At 59.8% G+C, this 11,552-nt stretch carries 10 protein-coding genes and 1 pseudogene; 5 read left to right on the top strand and 6 right to left on the bottom strand.

What is annotated here, in order from left to right; all coding sequences use genetic code 11:
* Positions 1-538 (top strand): tyrosine-type recombinase/integrase (locus AC2FLZ_RS20675; protein ID WP_496882701.1); only part of this gene is annotated, 538 nt, incomplete at its 5' end.
* Between the two features lie 28 nt (positions 539-566).
* Here AC2FLZ_RS20675 and AC2FLZ_RS20670 read toward each other — a convergent pair.
* Entirely contained in the window at positions 567-1,583 is a 1,017-nt protein-coding gene (locus AC2FLZ_RS20670; RefSeq protein ID WP_480555414.1) for a ParB/RepB/Spo0J family partition protein, read from the bottom strand.
* 73 nt (positions 1,584-1,656) lie between these two features.
* On the bottom strand, positions 1,657-3,072 hold the full coding sequence (locus AC2FLZ_RS20665) for an AAA family ATPase (RefSeq protein ID WP_480555415.1): 1,416 nt from the start codon (positions 3,070-3,072) through the stop codon (positions 1,657-1,659).
* 401 nt (positions 3,073-3,473) lie between these two features.
* Between AC2FLZ_RS20665 and AC2FLZ_RS20660 the strand changes: the two genes are divergently transcribed.
* The gene (locus tag AC2FLZ_RS20660; protein WP_480555417.1) at positions 3,474-4,481 is read left to right on the top strand and encodes a replication initiator protein A; all 1,008 of its coding nucleotides are present in this window, start codon (positions 3,474-3,476) and stop codon (positions 4,479-4,481) included.
* Between the two features lie 3 nt (positions 4,482-4,484).
* On the opposite strand, the gene AC2FLZ_RS20655 is transcribed toward AC2FLZ_RS20660, so the two are convergent.
* The 4 genes from AC2FLZ_RS20655 to AC2FLZ_RS20640 form a co-directional block, all read right to left on the bottom strand.
* On the bottom strand, positions 4,485-4,688 hold the full coding sequence (locus AC2FLZ_RS20655; protein ID WP_209599306.1) for a hypothetical protein: 204 nt from the start codon (positions 4,686-4,688) through the stop codon (positions 4,485-4,487).
* Between the two features lie 380 nt (positions 4,689-5,068).
* Positions 5,069-6,439, bottom strand: coding sequence for a nucleotide sugar dehydrogenase (locus AC2FLZ_RS20650; protein WP_496882700.1), 1,371 nt, complete (start codon positions 6,437-6,439; stop codon positions 5,069-5,071).
* Positions 6,440-6,660: 221 nt separating this feature from the next.
* On the bottom strand, positions 6,661-7,836 hold the full coding sequence (locus AC2FLZ_RS20645; protein ID WP_496882699.1) for a glycosyltransferase family 4 protein: 1,176 nt from the start codon (positions 7,834-7,836) through the stop codon (positions 6,661-6,663).
* A gap of 66 nt (positions 7,837-7,902) precedes the next feature.
* Positions 7,903-8,991, bottom strand: coding sequence for an NAD-dependent epimerase/dehydratase family protein (locus AC2FLZ_RS20640; RefSeq protein WP_496882702.1), 1,089 nt, complete (start codon positions 8,989-8,991; stop codon positions 7,903-7,905).
* Between the two features lie 168 nt (positions 8,992-9,159).
* Here AC2FLZ_RS20640 and AC2FLZ_RS20635 point away from each other — a divergent pair, with 168 nt between their 5' ends.
* The 3 genes and pseudogenes from AC2FLZ_RS20635 to AC2FLZ_RS20625 all read left to right on the top strand — a co-directional run.
* A complete protein-coding gene (locus tag AC2FLZ_RS20635) occupies positions 9,160-10,200 on the top strand; it encodes a Gfo/Idh/MocA family protein (RefSeq protein ID WP_496882698.1) in 1,041 nt (346 codons plus the stop codon).
* Positions 10,201-10,297: 97 nt separating this feature from the next.
* Positions 10,298-11,218 carry a glycosyltransferase gene (locus AC2FLZ_RS20630; protein WP_496882697.1) on the top strand — a complete coding sequence of 307 codons (921 nt, stop codon included), beginning with the start codon at positions 10,298-10,300 and terminating at the stop codon, positions 11,216-11,218.
* Between the two features lie 3 nt (positions 11,219-11,221).
* A pseudogene (locus tag AC2FLZ_RS20625) lies at positions 11,222-11,552 on the top strand (GMC oxidoreductase); the annotation flags it as partial.

Below are 11,552 nucleotides of genomic sequence, written 5' to 3'. Positions count from 1 at the left end.
GTCGCGGCGCGATTGCCGCGACCGGGCGCTCCTGATGCTGGGCTGGGCCTCGGGCGGGCGGCGAAGGTCCGAGATCACCGGGTTGATGCGGGAAGATGTGTCCTTGAAAGAGTTCGAGACCAAGGGCCTGGTGTGGATCTCACTGCTGGAAACCAAGACCACCCAAAAGGGGGAAACCCCGCGGCTGGTGCTGAAAACCCGGGCGGCACAGGCGCTGGTGCATTGGATCGAGGTGGGTCAGATCAGGGATGGGCCGCTGTTCCGCCCCATCTCCAAGGCCGACCACGTGCTGAAACGCCGTCTGTCTCCAGACGCGATCTATCAGATCGTCAAGCATCGACTGAAACTGGCTGGGCTACCTGAGGACTTCGCCAGCCCTCACGGGCTGCGCTCGGGGTTTCTGACGCAAGCCGCATTGGACGGCGCCCCGATCCAGGCCGCCATGCGCCTGTCCCTGCACCGCTCCATGGCGCAGGCGCAGAAATACTACGATGACGTCGATATCGCCGAAAACCCGGCGACGGACCTGTTGGGATGAAAGAAGGGGCGGTTTCGCGCGCGAAACATTAGGTGCTGCGTGCGTGTAGCCAGGTTTTCAGTTCCATAAGAAATTCTTCAGACATCCCTCGACCGGACAGGATGACTTGTGAACCGTTTCGACTCTGTTTCAAATGAATGTCACCGAATGTCTCTTTCGAGACCGTCTCGGGAGCGGGCGATTTTGCATCCCTTGATGACAGGTTGTTTGCCGTGCGGGTCAGAACCGATATCTCAGTTTCCGATGTCTCGGGCGCGGCCCCTTGCAGGGCTTTGGCTATCAAAGCAGTCGCTTTCGACTCCTCTTTCACAAGCTTGGCAATCGATAATCCCAACCGCTCGGGAATGGCCGAAGCAAACTGCAGGTGATCGTCCAGCGCGTGATATATCGCGATGAAGGACCCTATCTTTGACCGTTTCGCCCGGCTGGCCGATGCAAACAGCCCGCGCAGGGCGGCGGCCTCATCCGGGTAAACGCCCTGCTCTGCCGCGCGCGCCACGATCCGGGCGCGCTCATAATAGCTCAGCCCGACGCGGATCTCATTTTCCTCGACCATGGCCACGTAAGCGTCTGATGCGCTCTGTGGTTGCCTGAGAAAGGCACGTACGGTTGCAAAGCGCGCCTCGCCCGTGTTCTGCGCCAAGGCCCGCAGCGCTGTCATCCGACGCCAGCCAGAGATCAGCCCATAACGCCCCTCCGGCAGTTCCACGACCTCAATCGGTGTTTGCTGCCCGCGCGCCTTCAGGCTTTCCTTCAATGCCTCCATATCCGCGTCATCAGCCGCCAGCCGGTCGCGCACCAGATAGGTTTCCTCAATGGAATCCAGCGGCAGGTCCTGCACCAGCCGACCTTCGGCACGGGCGGCACGCAATTCTCCGGACAGCTCCTCCAGTGCCGCCTGAGCCGCCGTGGCTCCAGCCACCTGCGCAACCGGAGGCGCAGCGCGGGGCGTATCCGCAGGGAACATGGGGTTCAACCCGGGGGCAGGGCGGGTGTCTTCCAGATAATCCGGCCGGGCAGGGGTCAACCGTTTGCGTTTTGCCATCACTTTCTCCTTTTCCAGCGCAGATCAGACCCTGTTTCGGGCACCACTGATTTGTTTCGCGCGCGAAACATGATCACCTTAGCGCCAGTTCCGGCGTTCCCGCCGCTTCGGCCTGCTGGGCCAGTTCCTCACCTCGCCAGACACCAATCAGCAGCTTCTTGAACGAGGCATAGGTGGCATCAAAGGTTTCCCGCCCGCGCACATAGGTCTCGCGATTGAAATCACGGTAATCGGCCTCGTAGATGCCGTTGACCTGTTCCCCGGCCTGCCCGATCAGCGCCGTGTAGCCCTGCCAATGTGGCGACAGAGTCCGACCCAGATAGGCCTGCATCAGCCCGGCCAGCTCCGCCTGCTGGCTGCCGTCATAGCGGGTGATGATCGTGCGCACGGCGTCCCACTGAAAGGCCATCTCGGGCCGTCCCAACGCGCGAGCCGCCATGTTCTCACCATCTTCGATGGACTGAAACGTGGAATGCAGCATGTCAAAGAAGCGCCCGGTGGAGTCGAACTCCAGGAACGAGGCCCCCATGGGCACCAGAAGGATATCCGAGGCGGCCAGCCCATTGATCGTCAGATAGCCAAGGGCAGGGGGGGTATCGATGAAGATGATGTCATACTCGTCCAGCACCCCATCCTCGTCCAGCGTATCGGTCAGCGCGTCCCACAGCTTCCAGCTGCGGCCCTGCATTCGCCAGACGGGGATCTGGAACTCGGCCCAGTACAGGTTCAGCTGCGCGCCGATCAAGTCGATATTCGGCCAATGCGTGGTCTGGATCAGATCGCTGCTGCGGACCTTCAGCGCTTCGGACAAGGTGTCGTCGATGGGGTGTGGTGCCTCACCCCGATCAAGCCGTCCCTGATTATCACGGCGCAGATGGGTGGCGTAATGACGGGCCAGCAGGGGGAACACCGTCTGCCATTCATCGGTTACCTTGCCGCCAAAGATCGACGTCATCGAACCCTGGCTGTCCAGATCAATGACCAGCACCTTGTAACCATCCAGGGCGGCAGACATGGCGAGATGCGCGCAGGTTGAGGTCTTGCCAACGCCGCCCTTGAAATTGGCGACCGAAACGATCTTGGCAGGTAGCCCATTGGGCCGGTAAGGGCGGTACTCTTTGGCTTTGGACCCCTCCGAGGCAAAATGTGCCCGCAGCCGCAGAACCTCATCCAGCGTGAACCACTTGGCCCCACCCTCGGTTTCGGATTGCCCCTGCGGCAAATCCGGGTTGCCCTTCAGCACACGGCGAAAATGGGCGGGTGCAACAGGGATCAGGTATTTGGTGATTTCCCAAGTTGAAAACAGGCGCAGCTTTTTCTGACCGTTCTCTTCTAGCCCCCGGTTTGCCAGATCGCTGCGACCCCGCGCACAGGCATCCGCGATTTGTGAAAAGTCACCCGTACCGGTTGGATTGCCAAGCTCAGCATAAGCCAGATCCGGATCGATATTGAAATACGGGGGAAGCCCCTCGGAGGTCGCTGCTCGCATTGAAAATCTGCCTATGTGCTATGTTTTGACCAATATACCACAAAAGAAAGCATGCGGAAGCATAATGAGCATAAAACCGGATTTTCTAAGCAATAATAAGGGGTAACTATCGATTGAAACGCTGGTTTTGAGTGTCAGGCAAAAAAATATCCAGTTAGAATCCTGTTATCTTATTAGTTACAGCGAAATCCTGATGTTTTTAAGTATAAGAAAAAAAACGGTTTTTTGCATTATCGAGCGCCCATAGTGAATCTGATCCCACGATCAGGCGACTCTGATCCCACGTTGCAGTGACTCTGATCCCACGTTCCGGCGGCTTTACGCGTCCTGTGGATAACTCTACGGTAGGCGTCAATAAAACCACGAACAAAGATTCGGGCAGGACATATGGGCAGGGCAGTATGAGCGGGTCAGGGGCGTTGTTGCCCGACCGGCACCCAACGGGTGATTTTTTTGTATGCGATATCTTCGATGCGCTGCCCAAGACAGATATGGGCTCGATGGAGCATCCGATGTTTTCGCTCTCGACCCGACCGGATCGCCGGATCCTCAATTACGAGCATAACGGGGTCGAGATCACGGTGACGCCCTCGGTGCGGGGGCTGGCGACGATCCACGACAAGGACATCCTGATCTTTTGCATCAGCCAGCTGATGGCAGCGATCAATGCGGGCCGGACGGTCAGCCGGGTGCTGCATCTGAAGGCGCATGATCTGCTGGTGGCCACCAACCGCGAAACCAGCGGCGATGGCTACAAGCGTCTGCGCGAAGCGTTCGAGCGGCTGGCAGGCACCCGGATCACCACCAACATTGTCACCGGCGAGAAGGAAACCACCACCGGGTTCGGCCTGATCGAAAGCTGGGAAATCGTCCGCCACACCCGGGCGGGCCGGATGGTCAGCGTCAGTGTGAAACTGTCGGACTGGTTGTTTCGCGCGGTGCTGGCGAAATCCGTTCTGACCCTCAGCCGCGACTACTTTCGCCTGCGCAAACCGCTTGAGCGGCGCATCTATGAGCTGGCCCGCAAGCATTGCGGTCGCCAGCCCGAGTGGCGGATCTCGGTCGAGGTGCTGCTGAAGAAATCGGGCTCGGCCTCGCCCCGGCGGGTGTTCCGCAAAATGATCCGCGACATGATCGCAGCCGATCACCTGCCCGATTACGAGATGATCGAAGAGCCCGGCGACCTGATCCGCTTTTCGCGCCGTGGCCAGGTGGTCGAGGGACCGGACAAACCGATCCTGCCGTCACAGGCACTGGAGGAAGCCCGGGCAATGGCACCGGGCCGCGATGTCTATGCGTTGGAGGCGGATTGGCTGGCCTATTGGACCGCATCCGGCCGCCCGCAGATCAGAAACCCGCAGCGGGCGTTTCTGGGCTATGTGGCCAAGAGGGTCGCCGGGCGGGATTAGCCCTTAGCTGGAATAGGCGGGGTTTTGTTTCTGCACGCGTGTCTTCACGGCTTTGACAGCACCGATGACGATGAGAGCGGCAATGATGAACAGCCAGCCGAAGAGGACATAGCTGCCCAGAGCCATCAGGATGGACGCACCGGAGAACAAAGCAATCCCGGCGGCGCACAGGCCGACAAGAATGGCTATTCCGATAACTCCTATCATGTTCTCCAAGTCCTCCGGCTATGGTCTTGGTCTGGCCAGCCCTCAAGTGGTTGCAGTTCAGCCATTGGGCAGATGCCCATAATGATTTCGCGGTGAAATCATGGCAAAACTTTGAACTACAGAGGGTTAAAATTTGGTTATTTTTACCGGGAGGAGCTTTGCTCCACTACTCGTGCCACACTGCTTTATAATTTATTGAGACATAGGAATGTCTGAGTGGATAGTTTCTCAAAACTTTTGTGACAGCAATATGGAACGCCCACATCCCTGAAAATGTGCAAAGGTTCGCCTATGGCACCGCTCTGTCGATCCGCGGTTGATTGGATGGAATGCCAGATGAGCGTGCGTTTCGGCCGCCGAATGGCAGGGGGGCTGAGGGGTCACATCTTGACCAGACGCCCGTCCGTCACCCTGATCCCCGCTTTTTCAAAAACATTGCGCGTATCAAAGACCAGCGCCGCCTTGCGCGCGACCAGACCGTAATCCGGGGCGCTGTGATCGGTGATCACGGCCACCGCCGCATAGCGCTTCAGGTTTTCTGCGGTTAGCGGCTGGGATGTGCGACCCGCAAGCTGCGGATATTCGCCACCTTCGGGCAGGCGCGGGAAATAGGGGTCGTGATAGTCGACTTCGGCCCCCAGCTTCTCGAGCTCGTCCAGCAGCACCAGCGCCGGGCTGCGGCGGGTGTCTTCGACATCGCGCTTATAGGCGATGCCCATCAGCAGGATGCGCTGTCCGGTCAGGGGCAGCCCACTCTTGGCGATGGCCGAGCCGTTACGCGCCGCCAGTTCGGCGGCCATCCGTGCCGCCAGCATGGATGGCACGGCGTCGTTGCTGGAGCGGGCCAGATTGATGATCGGCGTATCAGATCCTGCATCCGCGGCACGCCAGGCCAGATAGGCCGGAGACACCGGGATGCAGGCCCCACCAATTCCGGGACCGGGATAGAAGGGCATGAAGCCAAACGGTTTGGTGGCCGCGGCCTCAATCACTTCCCAAACATCCACATCCATCGCCTCAAGCGCAGTCTTCAACTCGTTGACCAGCGCGATATTGACGGTGCGAAAGCTGTTTTCGACCAGCTTCACCGCTTCGGCTGTGGCGGCCGAGCTGACCGGAACGGCGCTGGTGACGATAGCGCGGTAGAAATCCTCGACCAGTTGCCGCGACAGCGGATCGTCGGCGCCCACCACCTTCGGGATGCTGTGCGTGTCGAACTTGTCATTGCCGGGGTCTTCGCGCTCGGGCGAAAACGCCAGGAAGAAATCACTACCCGCGCGCAGACCGCCCGCCTCAAGGATCGGCTGAACCAGGGTCGTGGTGGCACCGGGCCAGACGCTGCTTTCCAGCACCACCATCTGACCGGGGCGCAGATGCTGCGCGATGGTCTGCGCTGCGGCTGCGACAAAGCGCATGTCCGGGTCTTGTGCATCGGTCAGCGGGGTCGGCACGCAGATCAGGATGATATCGGCCTCGGCCAGTGCCGCGGCGTCCTGCGTTGCGCGGAACCTGCCGCTGTCTACCGCTTGAGCGATCCGGTCTGACGCCAGATACGATATGACCTGATCGCCCTGATTGATCCGTGCTACCCGGTCAGGGTTGAGATCAACGCCGGTGGTATCGAACCCCTCATCATAGGCAGTCAGCGCCAGTGGCAGCCCGACATAGCCCAGCCCAACCACAGCAACCCGCGCATCGCGCGCCGCGATAAGCTGCTTGAGGGAAAGATGGTGCGAGGTTTCGTAGTTCATAATCTATCCTGATCGTACAAAGTCAGACTGAAATCAATGTGCGGTTTGGCCGTCGGAAATTCAGGCTCTTTCCACGGATAGGGCGGAACGGGGGCGAATCCAATATATTTGTCGGCCCGGTCCGAGACTGCAGTACCGTGTTTCCCAAAACGCCTCAATCTTTGGCCATTTATGGTATTGTTGAGGGTATTTTTGATATGTCCAAGTCAGGATAATTTTTGTCATTTAGGGCGTAATGCTTGCCGAAACGACGCCTCGGCCAGTTCCGCGCCCTTGTCCCAGCTGAACTGGGTGGCTTGCGCCAGCGCCTTTTGCGAAAGGTCGGTCCGCAGGCCCGGTTCAGTCAGCAGCCGGACGGCCTGATTTGCCAGTGCCTGGCTGGACAGGGGGTCGAAATACAGCCCGCCATCGCCCACCACCTCGGGCAGGCTGCCACAATCCGAGGATAAAACGGGGGTACCGCAGGACATCGCCTCAAGCGCCGGCAGACCAAACCCCTCCCAGAGCGAGGGGAAGACCAGCGCATCGGCTGTGTTGAGAAGCAATGCAAGCTGCTCGTCGTCGATCTCACCGGTGAAGATGATGCTCTCGGACCGCGCCGCATCGGCAGCAGCGCTGGCCTTGAGGTCTTCGACATTGTCCCAGAACCGCGCGCCGGTGGTGCGCCCGACAATGGCCAGGCGTGCATTTGGCACACGCGCCAGGATTTCAGGCATCGCCTCGATCAGGCGCAGCACATTCTTGTGCCGGTTGAAGCCGCCCACATAGACCAGCAAGGGCGCGTCGGGCGGGATATCGTATGTCTGACGCGTCTGCGCCAGAAGCTGTGCGTCGTGGATTTGCCGAAAGACCGGCTCAGCCCCTTCGGTGATAATGTCGGTGCGATCTGCGGGGATGCGCAGAATACGTTCCAGATCATTGGCGGACGCCTGCGAGATTGTCATGATCCGCGTTGCCTGTTTCTTGGCCAGCCAGCATTTCACCTGCCACAGGCGGAAGTTCAGTTTCTTGGGGAAGATGAGATCGGGAAACCGTTCAGGAATGGTGTCATGAAAACACACGACCGAGGGCCGTCGGATCAGTTGTGGAAAATAGGAGTAGACCGCCGGATAGAAGAACAGATCGCATTCCATCCGCTGTGCGGATCGGGCCATGGTGATCAGATCGGCCCCGCCGCGCGCCGAGGCCCCGGAGGAGGCCTCTGACATCGACTTGTCCGACCCGGCAATCCGGATGTCGACACCTTCGGGTACAGGCCGCGTCGGTTCCTGATCGAACAGCAACGTATAGCGAAAGCCCGATTTCCGGGCCGCCAGGGCAGGGATCAGATTGCGGGTGAAACGTCCAAAGCCACGTTCATTTTCCCAGGAACTGGCGTCTACACCAATATGCAGCATGTTTTTGCCTTGATAGCGGCCCCGAAATCCGGGCCATGCGGTTGCGTTTCAAATAATGGCATGGCGTTAGCCAAACCGGCCCCGCAAATAGTCTGCTGTCGCCGCCAGACCTTTTTCAAGCGAGTAGTCGGGCTGATAACCCAACCGCTCCTGTGCATGTGCGATGCTACACCTGCCCTTGGCCGCAAAAAGTTCCAGCAGATGCCGGTCGGGATAGGCGGCACCATCGCCGGAGGAGACGCGTCTTTTAATGGCACGCACCAGCGCTTCGAACCGTTCCCGCCCCAGCAGCGTACGGCCAAGCGCTCCGATCCGGGCCGCAGCCGAGAGGGTCTCGGGACCCGCATCATGATCGGGTTCGGGGCCCAATCGATCCGAGAGGGTTTGATACGGTTCCAGGCGGAGCTCGCCTTTGCCGATGATCCGCGAATAGCCGGCTAAAAGGTCGGACCAAGCCACCGGTTCAGGCCCGGAGATGATAAAGCGTTCCTGCCCCAGATCCGCCAGAACTGCCGCCCTAAGAATGGCCTGTACCACATCGTCGACGAACACGCCGTTACACAGGCCCAGGGGCTGCGGCAGGACTTGTGTTCCTGTGGCCAGATTTTCCGTCAACTGATCCGTCCACAAGGCGCTGCCGGGCCCATAAATCAAGGTGGGTTGAAGGATGGCGGCCGGGATGGGTCCAGCCATCAGCTGTTTCTCCATCTCGATCTTGGCCTGGCGGTACGGGCTGCCACCAGAGCGTTGCACCGGACTGGTTTCATCCAGATCCGCGTTGGGCCAGACATCATAAACCACGATGGAACTGGTATGGACGATCCTGCCGATGCCAGCATCCTGTGCCGCGCTGAACAGTGCGGCAAAATCTGACAGGTTCTTCTCGGAAGTGGCCCGCACGTCATAGGCCAGATGCACCAGTATGTCGTGGCCGCGCAGGGCGTCTGCAATCGCACCCTGATCACCAAGTGCTGCGGTGACGACAGTGACGCCCTTTGCTTCAAGGCCTTTCGCGCCATGGCGGCTGCGCAACAGAGCTGTAACCCGCGCCCCGCTTTCCAGAAGGGTCGAAACCAGGCGCCCCCCGAGAAACCCTGTCGCGCCGGTGACAAAGACTGCCTGCCCCCGCAGTTTTTCTGATCCGGTGAAGTTCACTGTTGCCAATCCTTCTTCAATTCAAATCTAGGCATGAAATCGTTGCGCCTCAGAAGCCTAGCGCAGGGTGGTTGCGCATGCTACTCCGCTAACAGATGATCTGCTGTTATAGATGTCCGGGGTGTAACACCCCAAGGTTTTTGAGTGAGGAATTTTATGAGGATCGGTGTGATCGGCGCAGCCGGCAAGATCGGGCAGATGCGCGTGCAGACCATTATCGACAACCCTGACACCACGCTTGCCGCCGTTATGGATATGGACATGGACCGCGCCGAAGCCGTGGCCAGTGGTGCGCCAGCCTTTACCGATGCAGACAGGTTTTTTGATGCCGACATGGACGCGGTCATTATTTCGACTCCGGCACATGTGCGCGAACCTTTGTGCCTGACCGCGTTTGAGCGGGGGTTGCACGTGCTGGCGGAAAAGCCACTGGCCACCACGGTCGAGGCCAGCCGCAGGATCGTTTTAGCAGCCCGGGCGGCGGGCAGGGCTCTGGGCGGCGGATTCAACATGCGCTATTACCCAGCCTTCTCTTACGTGAAAGATATCATCGGATCGGGCCAGATCGGAGAGGTCGATCATGTGCGCATCTATGGTGGCCATGAGGGTCTGACGAAATTCGTGCATGACTGGGAATACAAATCCGAGATATCCGGGGGTGGCGCGCTGTGGGATGTGGGGATTCACATGACCGACATGGCCCGCCATATGCTGGGCGAAATCACCAGCGTTTATGGTGTCGCCACCGAAAAGGTCTGGAACGAGCCCGGCTCTGAGGACAACGCGATGGCGATCTTCAAAAACCCCGAGGGCATTCCGGCGATGTATCAGGCGACCTGGACAGACTGGAAAGGTTACAAAAGCCAGGTCGAGGTCTATGGCAGCAAAGGCATGGTGCGCGGCGCCTACGCGCCGATGGAAACGCTGCTGATCACCATGGATCGCCCGGGCGGCAGGCCCATCCGTCAGCATCGCCGCTATCCCGGGATCATGCTGCGGGAAAAACTGAAATCCTGGAAGACTACGGCGTTGCTGTCTTTTGCAGATGAGCTGCAGGAGTTCGTTGGCCTTTGTGCGGGTCGGACAGGTTTGCGCATTTCCGATGGTCACGCCGCCCTGCGGGCGATCGAGGTTGCCGATGCGGTGCGCGAAAGCAGTGCAACCGGCCAGCCTGTGACGCTCAAGGCGCTGGGGGACATGGCCGCATGACCTCTGACCGGTTTCCAGACGACGCTTGGCATCCCGACCGGGCATTGTCAGTATCTGCCGTGAAGAGGCAGGGTTTTTTCAGTTGCAGGAGCTTGCGGTGACAGATCATCCAACGCTTTCCATTGTCGTGACGATTGTCGATGGCGGCTCTTACCTGCGTGACTTCCTGCTGTCGGTTGCCGCATTCGAAGACCCGCCGCCGCTGGACATCATCGTGCCATATGATGCGAGCGTCTCAGACGCCGCTGATTACGCGGCGGAGTTCCCGGATGTGAATTTTCTGGACCTTGGGGACATCACACCCGCCCGCCCGATTACCTCCGAGGCAGGTCAGCATGAGCTGTTTGACCGCAGGCGCGCAGCCGGGCTGGCGGCCGCCACTGGTGACGTGATCGCGATCCTCGAAGATCGTGGCCATCCACACCCGGGCTGGGCCCGCACCGTTATGCGCCTACATGCGGAAACCGGAAAGAATGTCATTGGCGGCGCCATCGACTGTAAGGAACCGGTCTCGCTGCTGAACTGGGCGTTTTATGTGACCGACTTTGGCCGCTACGGCCTGCCGTTCGACAGCGGCCCGGCGGAATGGGTTTCGGACGTGAACGTGACCTACAGCCGGAAAGCGCTCGAGGCGACCCGCCATCTGTGGAAAGAACGCTTTCGCGAACCGGTCGTTCATTGGTTCCTGATCGAACAGGGCGAAGAGTTGTTGCTGTCCAATGAGCTGGTTGTCGACCATGTCCGTCCCCCGACCCGGCTGGGCCAGTTGTTGCCCGAGCGCTTTCACTGGGGGCGTCTGTTTGGCCATATCCGGGCGATGCATATGAGTGGTCCGAAACGGCTGGTCTATATCCTGTCCAGCCCGCTGATCCCACCGGTGCTGTGGGTGCGCCACGGTCTGACACAGGCGGGCAAGGGGCGGCTTTTGCGATACCTAGCGGCGCTGCCCTATATCATCATCCTGACCATCGCCTGGACCTGTGGCGAGGTCTGGGGCTACATCACGCGCAGGCCCTGAACGATGCAGGCATCCGGACCAGAATACGATGTCATCGTCATTGGCTCCGGCGCAGCCGGTGGATGGGTTGCGAAGGAAACAAGCGAGCGCGGTTGCCGGACATTGATGCTGGAGGCCGGGCGCGCGCTGGATCCTCAGGGTGATTTTCCCGACAGCGACCGCACGGGCGGATCCCGTGTCAGCATCCTCAGCCGTGTCATGGCGATCCTGCGGGGGCAGCATGTGCAGGCGCGCTGCATGTCCTTCACACCTCTGACCGAACATCTGTTCGTCAATGACCGGCAGAACCCCTACACCACACCGTCCGGGGCCCAATTCAACTGGTTCCGCTCCC

The sequence above is a fragment of the Ruegeria sp. YKSF131 genome (assembly GCF_059612645.1).
This window is presented reverse-complemented; position numbering and strand designations above follow the sequence as displayed.

Coding starts and splice junctions, on each gene's coding strand:
- AC2FLZ_RS20660 (WP_480555417.1), top strand. CDS start 3,474: ATGAGCGGGTCAGGGGCGTTGTTGCCCGACCGGCACCCAACGGGTGAT.
- AC2FLZ_RS20645 (WP_496882699.1), bottom strand. CDS start 7,836: ATGCTGCATATTGGTGTAGACGCCAGTTCCTGGGAAAATGAACGTGGC.
- AC2FLZ_RS20655 (WP_209599306.1), bottom strand. CDS start 4,688: ATGATAGGAGTTATCGGAATAGCCATTCTTGTCGGCCTGTGCGCCGCC.
- AC2FLZ_RS20670 (WP_480555414.1), bottom strand. CDS start 1,583: ATGGCAAAACGCAAACGGTTGACCCCTGCCCGGCCGGATTATCTGGAA.
- AC2FLZ_RS20665 (WP_480555415.1), bottom strand. CDS start 3,072: ATGCGAGCAGCGACCTCCGAGGGGCTTCCCCCGTATTTCAATATCGAT.
- AC2FLZ_RS20650 (WP_496882700.1), bottom strand. CDS start 6,439: ATGAACTACGAAACCTCGCACCATCTTTCCCTCAAGCAGCTTATCGCG.